Source organism: Algibacillus agarilyticus (assembly GCF_003286125.1).
In the GTDB taxonomy this organism is placed as follows: Bacteria; Pseudomonadota; Gammaproteobacteria; order Enterobacterales; family Alteromonadaceae; genus Algibacillus; species Algibacillus agarilyticus.
Genome location: NZ_QMED01000001.1, coordinates 139,505 through 154,234, shown reverse-complemented (window position 1 = coordinate 154,234; position 14,730 = coordinate 139,505). Strand labels below are relative to the sequence as shown.

The 14,730-nt window shown below is 38.0% G+C and carries 16 protein-coding genes; 13 read left to right on the top strand and 3 right to left on the bottom strand.

Features of this window, described 5'->3' with window-relative positions; genetic code table 11:
* Positions 1 to 35 precede the first annotated feature (35 nt).
* Positions 36 to 1,397 (top strand): AmpG family muropeptide MFS transporter, encoded by a 1,362-nt coding sequence (locus DPX34_RS00680; protein WP_111976482.1) that lies wholly within the window; start codon positions 36 to 38, stop codon positions 1,395 to 1,397.
* 20 nt (positions 1,398 to 1,417) lie between these two features.
* Here the strand turns inward: DPX34_RS00680 and DPX34_RS00675 are convergent, their stop codons facing one another.
* The 3 genes from DPX34_RS00675 to DPX34_RS00665 form a co-directional block, all read right to left on the bottom strand.
* A complete protein-coding gene (locus DPX34_RS00675) occupies positions 1,418 to 1,747 on the bottom strand; it encodes a hypothetical protein (protein ID WP_111976481.1) in 330 nt (109 codons plus the stop codon).
* Between the two features lie 268 nt (positions 1,748 to 2,015).
* Entirely contained in the window at positions 2,016 to 2,609 is a 594-nt protein-coding gene (locus DPX34_RS00670) for a peptidylprolyl isomerase (protein WP_111976480.1), read from the bottom strand.
* 11 nt (positions 2,610 to 2,620) lie between these two features.
* A complete protein-coding gene (locus DPX34_RS00665) occupies positions 2,621 to 3,772 on the bottom strand; it encodes a class I SAM-dependent methyltransferase (protein WP_111976479.1) in 1,152 nt (383 codons plus the stop codon).
* A gap of 81 nt (positions 3,773 to 3,853) precedes the next feature.
* On the opposite strand from DPX34_RS00665, the gene DPX34_RS00660 reads away from it, so the two are divergent.
* The 12 genes from DPX34_RS00660 (at position 3,854) to nqrE (ending at position 14,720) form a co-directional block, all read left to right on the top strand.
* On the top strand, positions 3,854 to 4,477 hold the full coding sequence (locus tag DPX34_RS00660) for an alpha-ketoglutarate-dependent dioxygenase AlkB family protein (RefSeq protein ID WP_111976478.1): 624 nt from the start codon (positions 3,854 to 3,856) through the stop codon (positions 4,475 to 4,477).
* Positions 4,478 to 4,540: 63 nt separating this feature from the next.
* Positions 4,541 to 4,855, top strand: coding sequence for a BolA family protein (locus DPX34_RS00655; RefSeq protein WP_111976477.1), 315 nt, complete (start codon positions 4,541 to 4,543; stop codon positions 4,853 to 4,855).
* Positions 4,856 to 4,884: 29 nt separating this feature from the next.
* Positions 4,885 to 5,400 carry a TRAP transporter small permease subunit gene (locus tag DPX34_RS00650; protein WP_111976476.1) on the top strand — a complete coding sequence of 172 codons (516 nt, stop codon included), beginning with the start codon at positions 4,885 to 4,887 and terminating at the stop codon, positions 5,398 to 5,400.
* Positions 5,400 to 6,761 (top strand): TRAP transporter large permease, encoded by a 1,362-nt coding sequence (locus tag DPX34_RS00645; protein ID WP_111976475.1) that lies wholly within the window; start codon positions 5,400 to 5,402, stop codon positions 6,759 to 6,761. The genes DPX34_RS00650 and DPX34_RS00645 overlap by 1 nt, the downstream gene beginning before the upstream one ends.
* A 34-nt stretch (positions 6,762 to 6,795) precedes the next feature.
* Entirely contained in the window at positions 6,796 to 7,485 is a 690-nt protein-coding gene (locus DPX34_RS00640; protein WP_111976474.1) for a PilZ domain-containing protein, read from the top strand.
* Between the two features lie 10 nt (positions 7,486 to 7,495).
* Entirely contained in the window at positions 7,496 to 8,590 is a 1,095-nt protein-coding gene (locus DPX34_RS00635; protein ID WP_111976473.1) for a TRAP transporter substrate-binding protein, read from the top strand.
* An 84-nt stretch (positions 8,591 to 8,674) separates the two neighbouring features.
* Entirely contained in the window at positions 8,675 to 9,862 is a 1,188-nt protein-coding gene (fabV, locus tag DPX34_RS00630; protein WP_111976472.1) for an enoyl-ACP reductase FabV, read from the top strand.
* Positions 9,863 to 10,162: 300 nt separating this feature from the next.
* Positions 10,163 to 11,500, top strand: coding sequence for a Na(+)-translocating NADH-quinone reductase subunit A (locus DPX34_RS00625; protein ID WP_111976471.1), 1,338 nt, complete (start codon positions 10,163 to 10,165; stop codon positions 11,498 to 11,500).
* Between the two features lie 2 nt (positions 11,501 to 11,502).
* Positions 11,503 to 12,705: an NADH:ubiquinone reductase (Na(+)-transporting) subunit B gene (locus DPX34_RS00620; protein ID WP_111976470.1), complete on the top strand. Its 1,203-nt coding sequence runs from the start codon at positions 11,503 to 11,505 to the stop codon at positions 12,703 to 12,705.
* Positions 12,698 to 13,468 (top strand): Na(+)-translocating NADH-quinone reductase subunit C, encoded by a 771-nt coding sequence (locus DPX34_RS00615; protein ID WP_111976469.1) that lies wholly within the window; start codon positions 12,698 to 12,700, stop codon positions 13,466 to 13,468. Before DPX34_RS00620 ends, DPX34_RS00615 begins: the two co-directional genes overlap by 8 nt.
* Positions 13,468 to 14,091: an NADH:ubiquinone reductase (Na(+)-transporting) subunit D gene (locus tag DPX34_RS00610; protein ID WP_111976468.1), complete on the top strand. Its 624-nt coding sequence runs from the start codon at positions 13,468 to 13,470 to the stop codon at positions 14,089 to 14,091. Before DPX34_RS00615 ends, DPX34_RS00610 begins: the two co-directional genes overlap by 1 nt.
* Positions 14,092 to 14,096: 5 nt before the next feature.
* Complete coding sequence (gene nqrE / locus DPX34_RS00605; protein WP_111976467.1) at positions 14,097 to 14,720, top strand: NADH:ubiquinone reductase (Na(+)-transporting) subunit E; 624 nt, start codon at positions 14,097 to 14,099, stop codon at positions 14,718 to 14,720.
* Positions 14,721 to 14,730 lie beyond the last annotated feature (10 nt).

Sequence of the window (14,730 nt, the reverse complement as noted above, 5' to 3'; positions counted from 1 at the left end):
ACGTCTCTCGTCAGAATGCAAAGGATGCTTATCTAATGTCTGCTTTTTTTTCACGTTTACAGCAATATAACGATCGTCGCTTATTTTCTGTTTTTTTATTAGGTATTTCAAGTGGCTTTCCTTGGGTTATTATTGGCTCTGCTTTATCCGCTTGGCTAAAAGATGAAGGTTTCTCTCGCTCAGAAATTGGATACCTTGGTGCTGTATTCTTGGCCTACTCAATTAACTTTTTTTGGGCGCCTTTAATTGACCGAATTAAATTACCTATTTTATATCATTGGTTTGGACAACGACGGAGCTGGATTTTATTTTGTCAAACACTGATTGCGAGCAGTTGTTTAGCAATGGCTTTTATCGATATTCAAAGTCAGATTTTGTATTTAGCGTTAGCCGCTTTGGTTGTTTCATTTGCTTCTGCCAGTCAAGATATTGCAATTGATGCTTTACGGATTGATTTTTTTAAGCAAAACGAAGCTGAAAAAATACCGCTAGCGGCAGGTATGGCAACCTCTGGTTGGTGGACAGGGTATGCGGCATTAGGCAGCATTCCGCTCATTTTATCTGATTCAGCGGTTTGGAGTTGGTCACAAGTTTATTTTGTCATCGCACTTATAATGATTTTGCTCACTCTACCGGTTATTTGGGTTAATGAGCCAAATGCTCAACGCTCAGAAAAGTTAAAAGCATTAGAACTCAAATACCAAGATAAATGGAAACATAATACGCAATTACCATTAAAAGTAAGACAAATGCTTATTTGGTTTTTGGTTACGAGTGTAGAACCGATAAAAGAATTTTTTGATCGAAACGGAATTAAACTGGCGCTTTCAATACTGTGCTTTGTGCTGATTTTTAAATTAGGAGAAGCGATTTTAGGCCGTATGTCGATTGTGTTTTATAAAGAAATTGGTTTCTCAAACACCGATATAGCTCTTTATTCTAAAATGATTACTTGGTGGGTAACTGTACTCTTTTCATTAGTCGGTGGGTGGATCACAGCTAAACACGGGATCGTCAAAGGGTTATTTATTGCCGGTATTGCGATGTCGTCAAGCAACCTGTTATTTGCTTGGTTAGCGCATGTAGGACCACAAACTGATTTATTTATATTCGCCGTTATTGTTGATGGTTTTACCGCTGCTTGGGGTACTGTGGCTTTTGTCTCTTTTATCTCTTTACTGTGTAGTCATACATTCAGTGCGACTCAATATGCTTTACTGGCCTCGTTAGGCACCATGGGGCGCACACTTATTGGCTCGTTTAGTGGTGTTTTAGTCGACTATTTAGATGGAAACTGGTCTTTGTTTTTTATGCTAACTACACTGATGATCATTCCAGCCCTGTTATTACTGTGGAAGATAAAAACGTCGATTAAGGGCTTAGAAGAAACTCAGTAAAATAACCATTTAAAAGCAGGCTAGGGGCGTATACCGATACATTCAAACGGGAAATACCCTTCGCCTTCAAACTCAAAATACTCAATGCATAAAAGCATTTCATCTTTTAAATATTGATCAGATAAGAGTTTATCCTCAGACCAATAACTGAGTAAATGAATAAGGTGCCAAAATACACGCTCGGTTTCTGTGTATGGCTCATCTTGAGCTAAATTAACTTGGGTCCATTCTTCTAGCGTGTCCCATAAAAACAGATTAAGTTCGCTGTAAGGAATTCTTTTTGCATTAAATTCTTTTACATAAAAACTAACTTGTTTTTTCTTGAGCTCGATGAATTCTTTTACAATCACGTACTGATCCACCCCCCAGATAGAACAAATTATACTTAGTTTTTTAGCCGGCCTTGATCTATAGATTTATCGTGGTGATAACAATAACGCTAAATTGATTTCCACTTAGCGAGGTAATCTTTACACTTGTTTTATTTATCAGGCGGCACTAAAAAAACTAAAAGATAAATTGCTTGTTAGTACCCTAAATAATTCAAATATGAAATAGCACGCTTTTATCAACTGTGTAAAAGCGTGAATATCATTTGATATTAAGTATAGTCATAGATTAATTATGTGGTAGTAATGTAATGCGGTTTATTAGAATTAATTGCTTTGGCACATTAGGTTGGTTTAATTGTGAATTAAATTCAGTATCAACCGATTCTATTTTTTCTAAAATACTTAAATCGCTTTCTATCTCACCAAAAACGGTATATCCCCAATTTTTTCCGGGATCTAAGTGCTTGTTATCTGCCAAATTAAAAAAGAATTGTCTTGTGGCTGAGTGCGGGTCATTAAGTCTGGCCATCGCGATTGTTCCTTGCCTATTTAATAAACCATTACCACTTTCGTTACTGATTTGGGCTTGTTTATTTAGTTCTTCATATTTTTTGTTGTAGCCACCCCCTTGAGCGACAAACCCCGGCATGATTCGATGAAATATACTGCCATCATATTCTCCATTGACCACATAAGTTAAAAAGTTATCGACAGTTCTAGGTGCACGACGGCGATCAAGCTCGACTGTAATATCCCCTAATGTCGTCTCTATTTTTATTCTTGGGTATATGGTATCGGGCTGTATGCGTTGATCGGCAGCATGAAGCAAAAAAGCAAAGCAAGTCGTCAGGATAATAATGAAATTTTTAATTAAAAACATAGTGTTCTCTTTTAGTTTTTTATTGCACTTAGAATAACGAATTTTTGATTACTCGTAATGGGATCACATTGACCAAAAATAGCCATTAATTTTTGCTGATAGGCTAAGTGCCGATTACCAACAATACGTAATTCACCTCCTGGTTTTAAAATACGGTATGCATCAGTAAACATTTGTTCTGCTATATGATCAGTGATCGCATTTAATTGGTGAAAAGGAGGGTTACAAACGATTAAGTCGTAATGCGTATCCTGCGCTGTTTTAGCACAATCATCTTGTATAAATCGAGTTTGATCGAGATTAAATTCGTTAAGTAGACAATTATGCTGTGCACTCTCAATAGCCATGGCCGATTCATCATAAAAATCCACATTCACAGTTGGGCATTGCTTTAAAATGGCTAAGCCAAGTAATCCGTTACCGCAGCCTAAATCGAGAATATGAGCATGTTCTGCTATTGAAGGTAAATTGTCGGCTAAAAAGCGTCCGCCAATATCTAATTTGCCGCGAGAGAATACATTGGGGGCGCTATCGGTGATTAGATCATTAAATTTTTCTTTGTTTGGTTGCCAGTAATTAAATTGAAGCGTTTGGCTTTTTTGGCCACTTAATGAAATATAACGTGATTTTTTTACAATGCGACTCGGGATCACGTCATCATATAATGATTTTAATTTTTTAATGATATTAGGTGAAAAGTCACTCGCTTTACCTGCGAGCAACACATCACAATTTGGCAACCCGGCTTGATGTATTAGAGTTAAGATGAATTCTAGGTACGCAATGCTTTTCGGTAATTTGATGATTATTTTGTGATAGTTTTTAGTTATTAATTCGTCGCTTGTTAGCGTGGTTAAACGCTGAATTTTATTTAAATCTATTTGATTACAAGCTAAGTTTTGATCTAAAGCGAGTGCTGCTACTTTAGAATCATTGTACCAGCTGAGGTGATGAATATCGGCTAACATGCAGCTAATAGCACCAAAACTATCATTGATGATGAGCATGTTTAACTCTTTTTTATTTTCTGACTTTAGTTCATTTACTAAATAAAGGTCAGATGCATCCCACGCTCTTAAGGTTGAGTGTGTTGTTTGTTTAGGGTAGCGCCATAATTCGAATTTCTCTTGAGGTGAGAGTGTGAGTTCGGTTTCTGTTTGCAATGGAGCGACCTTCTATTATGATAAAACGCTATTTTAACCAAGGCGAGACGTCTTGCACAGCGTTATACCGTAGATTTTATTATGCAAATGAATATGTTTGATGTACCTGATGGCGAAGTGATATTAAGTGATGCCAAATTGCATTACACAGAGCAATTATTTTCATCAAGTAAAACTGAGCAACTTTTTAGCGTTTTACATGGTTTAAATTGGCATGAAGCTTATATAACACTTTACGGTGAAACACATAAAATTCCACGTTTGCAGTGTTTTTATGGCGATGAATTAAGTTATGTTTATTCAAATACTCGTTTTAAAACTGAAAAATGGCAAGCGCCTTTATTACAGTTAAAAAAAACAGCGGAACAGTATGTCTCAGAGACAATGGGTGAAAGTGTTAATTTTAATTGTATGTTAGGTAATTTATATCGGAATGGACAAGATTGTATGGGTTGGCATGCGGATGATGAACCTGAGTTAGGTTTTGAACCCATTATTGCATCATACAGTTTTGGCATCAGTCGTGATTTTAAAATGAAGCATAAATATAATTCATTAACTCATACTTTTAGTTTAAATAACGGTAGTTTACTAATTATGGCAGGCAAAACGCAGGAGTTTTGGTATCATAGCCTGCCAAAACGTGCCCGTGTCACGCAACCTCGTATAAATTTAACTTTTCGTACTTTGTTAAAACATCGATAAAAGATAGTTTGGCAAATTTCGAAATGATGATTATTAACTGAACAATTTAGGCAATAACGATAGATGTCCATTGAAAAAAGTATTATTGAGAAGCTCTCCTTAACATTTACTCCTCGCGTGTTAGATGTGGTGAATGAAAGTCATATGCATTCGGGACCTGCTTTAGAATCACATTTTAAAGTTATTATGGTTAGCCATGTGTTTGAACAGAAACGTTTAATTGCCCGTCACCGAGCGGTTAATGAATGTTTAGCGGAAGAGCTCGCTGGTGATGTTCATGCTTTAGCTATTCATGTTTACACTCCTGAAGAATGGGAAACTCGACAACATTCAGTTCCGCTTTCACCTAAATGTTTGGGGGGCAGTAAATCTGCTTAATCTGACGTTACTCATAAATAAGAATAATAATGAATTTATATACAAAAAAAATTAATGCCGCCTCTGAATGGTTAGGCAACGCTATGGGCTTGTTTACGCTTATTATGGTGTTACTCATGGCGGCCATCGTTATTTTACGTTATGGCTTTGATGTGGGTACGGTTGCGATGCAAGAAGGTGTTCTTTATTTACATGGCGCTGCGTTGCTACTGGGAGCCGGTTATACACTAAAACACGATGACCATGTGCGGGTTGATGTTTTTTATCGTTCAGTGACTGCGCGAACTCAACACCTGACTAATTTTATTGGTCATTTATTTTTATTAATGCCGGTTGTTGTATTCGTTTTTGTTATGAGTTTTGAATATGTACTTAATTCTTGGGATATGATGGAAACATCGCCTGAGCCTGGAGGCTTAGCTTTTGTCTATATTCAAAAATCATTACTTTTGCTTTTTTGCGTTTGCTTATTTATACAAGCACTTGCGATGATGATTAATGACTTTGTTGCCTTTCGTCAATTAAGTCATAAAGGAGCGCGCTAATGGAATGGTTATCGCTCGTTCTCTTTGTATTAGTTTGTATTGTTTTAATGTCAGGTTACCCCGTCGCGTTAGTTTTGGCTGGCACATCATTGCTCTTTGCGGGGGCTTGTGCGTTATTTGGCGCTTTTGATACCAGTTTATTTAATGCTTTACCAATACGTTTATTTGGCATCATTAATAATCAAACGCTTTTAGCGGTTCCACTATTTGTCTTTATGGGCTTGGTGCTTGAAAAATCAAAAATAGCAGAAGACCTGCTTTTGTCTATCTCAAGTGTTTTTGGCCGTTACAAAGCCGGTTTAGGTTTAAGTGTTATTCTTGTTGGCATGTTACTGGCTGCAAGCACCGGGATCGTTGGCGCAACCGTTGTTACAATGGGGGTTTTATCTTTACCGGCCATGCTTAAACAAAAGTATCCTACTTCGTTAGCGGCTGGCACTATCTGTGCTACAGGGACATTAGGCCAAATAATTCCTCCTTCTATTGCACTGGTCTTGTTGGGCGATGTTATTTCAAGTGCTTATCAACAGTCACAAATTAACATGGGGATATTTTCGCCTGAAACAGTATCGGTTGGTGACCTGTTTGTTGGTGCTGTTATTCCAGGATTAATTCTTGTTGCTTGTTATGCTATTTATGTTTGTATTGTTTGTTGGCGTTCTGACACAATAACGACTGCGACAAAAGCGATTGAAGCTGATGTGAACGTTTCTGTTTGGGCTGCACTATTACCGCCTCTGGGTTTAATTTTAATTGTGTTAGGTTCTATTTTATTAGGCTTTGCAACGCCAACAGAAGCCGCTGGAGTGGGGGCCTTTGGTGCGATTTTGCTGGCACTGTGTAAAAGAAAGCTTAATTTTGAACAATTAAAAACGGTATCACAAAGCACGGTTAAAATTAGTAGCATGATCTTTTTGATTTTAATTGGCGCGTCTATTTTTTCTTTAGTGTTTAGAGGTTTAGGGGGTGAAGAGCTTATTCATTCTCTATTTGAAAATATGCCTGGGGGCGTCGTTGGTGCTACATTAGTTGTTATGCTTGTTATTTTTTTATTGGGTTTTATTCTCGATTTTATTGAAATAACTTTTGTTGTTGTTCCTATTGTTGCGCCCGTTTTATTATCAATGGGGATTGACCCCGTCTGGTTAGGTATTATGATAGCGCTTAATCTTCAAACCTCGTTTTTAACACCGCCTTTTGGTTTTGCTTTGTTTTATTTAAGAGGCGTGGCTCCTGCATCGGTGAAGACGATAGATATATATAAAGGTGTCATGCCCTTTATCGGTATTCAATTATTTGTTCTTTTGTTGTTAGCCTTATGGCCTGAGATCGCGACTTGGCTACCCGAACAAGTGTATTAACATCGAATAAAACTATTTATGACCAAGGATGAGTATGTATCAGTTATTAGAGTTGAAACCTACAACCGCAGTTGATTTGTTTTTTATGAATGCGGCCCATAAAAAAGTCAGGGCAAGAGCTGAATATATAGGGTGTATTTCAAAGCAATTCTTAATGTTTCGTATGCCTAAAACGCGAGAAAGCCGTGATTTGATGTTATTAAAACCGGGCGTTTCTTTAACGGTTAGAGCCGTTATTAATTCTGAACGTATGGATTACGTTATTTTTAATACGGCTGTTCAAGCGTTAACGACCTATAAAGAAACCATTCTTGTTCTTGATTTTCCTGAGGATGTGAAAACTCAAAAGCTAAGAACTCAGCCTCGACTTCGAATTGAACTCATGGCTGAGCTTGAAATAATTAATCATAAAATTAAACTACTGGCGTTGATAACTGATATTTCGTTATCGGGTTGTAAATGTGAATGTTTACCTGTTGATGGCTCAGCGTTATCAGAATTAAAATTAGACACGCTTGATTTGTTAGATAAGCCTATATCGCTTATTACCCAGTTTGATCCGTTATCAGAATCAAATACGCAGTTAACGGCTAATATAAAAAATATGACGATAAAAGAAAAATTACACATGGGGTTGAAGTTTGATACAGCAACACAAGACACTTTTAGCCCTATTTATATGAAAATGTTAATGGACGTTCAAGGCGTTACATTAGAAGAATAATGAGAATAAAATGAAATTGTTATTACCTTATCTCACTCTTATCTGCGCACTATTTTTAGCGGGTTGCGGTGAAAAAAATACAGCAGACACAACACAAAAAACACAACAATTTAAATGGAAGTTGGTGACGAGTTGGCCTAAAAACTTTCCAGGTTTAGGTTTAGGGCCTGAAAAATTTGCTAAGTATGTAAACGAAATGTCGGGTGGGCGTTTAACCGTCAAAGTTTATGGGGCAGGTGAGATCGTACCGGCATTAGGTGTATTTGAAGCGGTAAGAAATGGGACTGCTCAGATGGGGCATTCTGGCGCTTATTATTGGAAAGGTAAAATTCCAGCCGCACCGTTTTTCTCTTCAATTCCTTTTGGGATGAATGCACAAGAACTCAATGCTTGGATCCATCACGGTGAAGGCCTCGCGTTATGGCGTGAAGTTTATAAGCCTTTTGGTTTGGTTCCGTTTGCAGGGGGCAATACCGGCACTCAAATGGCGGGATGGTTTAACAAAGAAGTCAATTCTTTGGCCGATATCCAAGGATTGAAAATGCGTATTCCAGGATTGGCTGGCGATGTATTTCAAAGAGCTGGCGGTGTACCGGTTAATTTACCCGGTGGTGAGTTATTTACCGCATTACAAACTGGCGCGATTGATGCGACTGAATGGGTTGGTCCTTATAATGATTTAGCGTTTGGTTTTCATAAAGCGGCTAAATATTATTACACATCGGCTTGGCATGAACCTGGTTCTATGTTGGAGTTTATTGTTAATGAAGACGCGTTATTAGCTTTACCCGCCGATCTGCAAAAGATAGTTGAAGTGGCTGCGCGTGCCGTAAATTCTGATATGTTGTCGGAATACACAGCAGAGAATAATAAAGCTCTACAAACATTAGTTAATAAACATGGCGTCGAAATTAAGCAATTACCTGATGATGTTCTACGCCAATATAAGCAACTCACCGATGAAGTCATTGCTGATTTAATTCAAAATGATCCAGTTTCTAAAAAGGTTTATGGATCTTATTTAGCATTCTATGAGCAAGCTCGAAAGTATCATGAAGTATCTGAGCAAGCTTACTATCGAACTCGAGAATTAAAAGCTAACTGATCAGATCAGTTTGTGTTTTAAAACGATTAACATAAGGCCCTATTTTTAGGGTCTGACCCATACTTTTTTATTAGGATATTTATTATGGTAATTAAGCCAAAAGTTCGTGGCTTTATTTGTACAAATGCGCACCCAGTTGGTTGTGCTGCTGCGGTTCAAGAGCAAATTGACTTTGTAAAATCTAAAGGTGCACTTAAAGGCCCTAAAAATGTACTTGTTATTGGTTCTTCAACTGGCTATGGATTAGCATCGCGTATTACCTCTGCATTTGGTTGTGGCGCTAACACCTTAGGTGTGTTTTTTGAAAAACCGGCTACTGAAAAGAAAACCGGTAGTGCAGGTTGGTATAACACGGCTGCATTTCAGGCCGCTGCCGAAAGCGAAGGTTTATATGCAAAAAATATTAATGGTGATGCATTCTCTAATGAAATAAAAGCCAAAACAATTGAAACGATCAAGCAAGATTTAGGTAAGATTGATTTAGTTGTGTATAGCCTTGCGTCTCCTCGCCGTACCGATCCTGAAACAGGTGAAGTTTACTCTTCAACGTTAAAGCCCATTGGCTCGTCTGTTACCACTAAAAACTTAAATACCTCTAAACGTATTATTGATGAAGTTAGTGTTGAAGCGGCAAATGAAGCTGAAATCGAAGGCACCATTAATGTAATGGGCGGCCAAGATTGGGAATTGTGGATCAACGCTTTACAAGAAGCGGGTGTATTAGCCGACGGTTTTAAAACAACGGCTTACACATACATCGGTAAAAAATTAACTTGGCCAATTTATGGCCACGCGACTATTGGTAAAGCAAAAGAAGATCTTGATAGAGCGGCAACAGCAATTAAATCAACAACGAGTGATTTAAAAGGTGAAGCCTATGTAACCTCGTTAAATGCCGTTGTTACTCAAGCAAGCTCGGCTATTCCAATTATGCCATTATATATTTCAGCTTTATTTAAAGTGATGAAAGAAGATGGCACTTATGAAGGTGTAATTCAGCAAATTGCTGGCTTATTCTGGGAAAACTTGTACGGTGAAAGCCCACGCCTTGATGAAGAAGGCCGTTTACGCCAAAACTACAAAGAATTAGAAGACGATGTACAAGCGCGTGTTGAATCGTTATGGCATGAAGTAACAACTGAAACTATCGATGAATTAACCGATTACGTTGGTTATAATCATGAATTCTTAAAATTATTTGGCTTTGAAGTGGCTGGCGTTGATTATGATCAAGATGTTAGCCCGATTGTGAATGTTAACTTAGTTGACTAAGCAATTTTGTGTTTAAATAACAAGCCTGTCATGCAGGCTTGTTATTCTTAAATAGCTGTATTTTCCTTTGTGCATTATTTTTGTGCATAAAAAAACACCATTTTACTGCAAAAAAATTATAAGTTACGTATTTTTCGTAGCGAAAAAAAATCAATACGTGCTAAAATCTACCGGTTATTAAGCACATATATACATATTTAAGTGTAAAAGCTTGCCGTCGAATAAAAATAATATGCGAGCACACATGACAAAAAAATTCCTATTTCTAGTTTTTAACATTAAAACATTAAGTGCAAACCTATGATAACTATCAAGAAAGGCTTGGATGTTCCTATCTCAGGAGCACCTGAACAAGCAATATCTAGCGGTAATACCGTTACAAAGATTGCTGTCCTTGGTGAAGAGTACATTGGCATGCGCCCTACTATGCGTGTTCGCGTTGGCGATAACGTTAAAAAAGGGCAAGTTCTTTTTGAAGATAAAAAGAATTTAGGTGTTGTATTTACAGCACCGGCAGCTGGTGAAATTACAGAGATTAATCGCGGTGCAAAACGCGTATTACAATCTGTAGTTATTACTCTCAAAGGGGATGAGCAAGAATCCTTCACTAAATATGACTCGGGTGCATTAAGCAGCTTAGGTCGTGAAAAAGTTCAAGAAACCATGGTTCAATCGGGTTTGTGGACGGCTTTGCGTACACGTCCATTTAGTAAAACCCCAGCATTAGATGCTACTGCGCATTCAATTTTTGTTACGGCTATTGATACAAACCCTTTAGCTGCTAATCCAGAAGTTGTGATCGCTGAAAAATCAGAAGACTTTATTAATGGTTTAACGCTATTAACTCAGTTAACTGATGGCAAAGTATTCTTATGTAAAGCCGGCGGCAGTAATGTCCCTTCTGTTTCTGGTGTTGAAAGCCAGGAATTTGCGGGTAAACACCCAGCAGGCTTAGTGGGTACGCATATTCACAATTTAGATGCGGTTAGTGCAAATAAATCAGTATGGCATATTGGCTATCAAGATGTGATTGCGCTAGGTCAGCTCTTTACAACCGGTGAATTAAATTCAGAACGTGTTGTTGCGCTGGGTGGCCCTGTTGCTGCTAAGCCTCGATTAGTTAAAACATTATTAGGTGCAAACCTAGAAGAATTAATGGCAAACGAAACCAACGAAGGTGAAGTGCGTCTTATTTCTGGTTCTGTTTTAGCGGGTTCTAAAGCCGTGGGTGTGCATGCTTATCTTGGTCGTTTCCATACTCAAGTATCTGCTTTACTTGAAGGTCGCGAAAAAGAATTCATTGGTTATATGTATCCTGGACCTAATATGTTCTCGGTTACACGTGCTTATATGTCTCATCTTTTCCCAAGTAAACTATTCAACATGACCACTACAACTAATGGTAGTGATCGTGCGATGGTGCCAATTGGCAACTATGAGCGAGTCATGCCTTTAGACATCCTTCCTACTTTATTATTACGTGATTTATGTGCGGGTGATACTGATGGGGCTCAACAATTGGGCGCATTGGAGCTAGATGAAGAAGATTTAGCTTTATGTACTTTCGTTTGTCCTGGTAAAACAGACTACGGAGTCATATTGCGTGATTGCCTAACGACAATTGAGAAGGAAGGTTAGACATGAGCGTTAAAAAGTTTATTGAAGACATAGAACCGCATTTTGAAAAAGGCGGTAAATATGAAAAGTGGTTTGCTTTATATGAAGCAGTCGCTACCGGTTTATTTACACCGGGTTATGTAACTAAAGGTAAAACCCATGTACGTGATAGTATTGACTTAAAACGTATTATGATCACCGTTTGGTTAGCTGTTTTTCCTGCCATGTTTTTTGGTATGTACAACGTTGGCTTACAAGCGCAAGATGCTTTGATTGCTGGTTATGCAATCCCAGATTCTTGGCAAACCGCTATATTTGCTGCTTTAGGTGGTGAATTAACGGTCAGTTCAGCTTGGTTTGAATTGATGTTCTATGGCGGCTGCTTCTTTCTTCCTATATATGCAACGACCTTTATCGTAGGTGGTTTCTGGGAAGTTTTATTTGCCGCCGTGCGCAAACATGAAGTTAACGAAGGTTTCTTCGTAACATCTATTCTTTTTGCATTGGTTTTACCGGCTACCATCCCGTTATGGCAGGTTGCTTTAGGTATTACTTTTGGTGTGGTTATTGCTAAAGAAGTATTTGGTGGCACGGGTAAGAACTTTTTAAACCCTGCTTTAGCCGGTCGTGCATTTTTATTCTTTGCATACCCAGCTGAAATTTCAGGTGATGCTGTTTGGGTGGCCGTTGATGGTTTCTCTGGTGCAACTTTATTAAGCGCAGCTAACAGCGGTTTAGTTGATTACACACTTAATGCTGCTTGGTGGGATGCCTTCTTAGGTTTTATTCCTGGTTCTGTTGGTGAAGTGTCTACTGTTGCCGTGTTACTCGGTGGTGCGTATATCCTTTATAAAGGTATTGCTTCTTGGCGGATCGTATTAGGTGTGTTCCTTGGTATGGTTGCGACGGCAAGTTTATTTAATGCAATCGGTAGTGATACTAATCACATGTTTGCGATGACTTGGTATTGGCATTTTGTTGTTGGTGGTTTTGCTTTCGGTATGATGTTTATGGCAACTGATCCGGTATCAGCGTCATTTACGAACCAAGGTAAATATGCATTTGGTGCCTTAATCGGTGTAATGGTTGTACTGGTGCGTGTTGTTAACCCTGCATTCCCAGAAGGTATGATGTTGGCAATTTTATTTGCTAACTTGTTTGCGCCATTGTTTGATTATTTCGTTGCTCAAGCAAATGTAAAACGGAGATTAGCTCGCCATGTCTAGCAATAAAGAATCATTTAGCAAAACGATTTTATTCGTTTTAGCTGTTTGTTTAGTTTGTGCTGCTTTAGTTTCAACCTCTGCTGTTGGCCTTAAAGAGATGCAAACCGCTAACAAATTGTTAGATAAGCAAACTAAAATATTAGAAGCTGCTGGTTTATTAGATAAAGCTGGCAAAGATATTGTTGGAACATATGCTAAGTATGTATCAGCAAAAATTATTGAACTGGATAGCGGTAACGTCGTACCTGGTGATGTTGATATGTTTGATGAACGTGCTAATGCACGTGATGCAGAAAAAAGCAGCAAACCTGAAAACGATATTGCCGGTATTAACCGACGTTCTGATACTGCGGTTATATATTTAGTTAAAAATGATGCAGGCCAAGTTGATACCGTAGTATTGCCGATCGTTGGTAGTGGCTTATGGGATTTAATGTACGGCTTCATCGGTTTAGAAACTGATTTAAATACCGTTAAAAGTGTTATTTATTCTGATCACAAAGAAACGCCAGGTTTAGGTGCTGAAGTACAAAATCCTAAATGGAAAGCGTTGTGGGATGGTAAAAAAATGTTTAATGAGCAAAATGAAGTGGCAATTCGCATTGTTAAAGGTGGCGCTAAAAAAGGTGACGAGCATGGTGTTGATGCTCTATCTGGTGCAACGTTAACAAGTAATGGCGTTGAGCGCACACTACATTTTTGGTTAGGTAATGAAGGCTATGGCCCATTCATTACTAAATTCCGTAATGGAGGATTGAACTAATGTCTGCAGATGCAAAAAAAGTTCTTACGAGTCCAATACTTGATAATAACCCTATCGCATTACAAATACTGGGTGTTTGTTCTGCATTAGCGGTTACAAGTTCAATGGTAAATGCAGCAGTAATGACAATAGCCGTTGTTGTTGTAACTGCATTTTCAAGCTTATTTATCTCTATTATTCGTAACCACATACCATCTAGTGTGCGAATTATTGTGCAAATGGCAATTATCGCATCATTAGTTATCGTGGTTGACCAAGTGTTAAAAGCTTTTTCTTATCAATTATCGAAAGAGTTATCGGTATATATTGGTTTGATTATTACCAACTGTATTGTTATGGGGCGTGCTGAAGCATTTGCGATGAAAGAAACCCCAATGCTTAGCTTTATGGATGGTATTGGTAATGGTTTAGGCTACGGTTTCATTTTATTAGTGGTTGCGACTGTCCGTGAATTATTTGGTTTTGGTACTTTATTTGGTATTGAGATTTTACCATTAGTTCAAAACGACGGTTGGTATCAAGCGAATGGCTTATTGGTTTTACCTTTTAGTTCTTTCTTCATTATTGGTTTATTGATTTGGGCTATTCGTCAAAAGAAACCTGAACAAGTAGAGAAGGATTAATTCAAATGGAACATTATTTAAGTTTATTTGTTAAAACCATATTTATTGAGAATATGGCGCTAAGCTTCTTCTTAGGGATGTGTACATTTTTAGCGGTATCTAAAAAAATTAGTACGGCTATTGGCTTAGGTGTTGCTGTTGTTGTGGTACTCGGTATCGCTGTACCGGCTAACCAAGTTATATATCAAGGCATTCTAGCACCAGGCGCATTAGATGGTTTATTAGGCGTTACTGATCCGGCTGAATCAATTGATTTAAGCTTTTTATCATTTATTACCTTTATTGGTGTTATCGCGGCATTAGTTCAGATTCTTGAAATGGTGTTAGATAAGTACTTTCCGCCTTTATACAACGCATTAGGTATTTTTCTACCTTTGATTACGGTTAACTGTGCAATATTCGGTGGCGTATCATTCATGGTAGCGCGTAACTACACCTTAGGTGAAAGTGTTGTTTATGGTGTAGGAAGTGGTGTTGGTTGGATGCTTGCTATTGTATTAATGGCAGGTTTACGTGAGAAAATGAAATATTCTGACGTACCAGCAGGCTTAAAAGGTTTGGGTATTACATTCATTACTGCAGGACTTATGGCTTTTGGCTTTTTGTCTTTCGGTGGTATTTCCCTGTAAGGTTAATGTC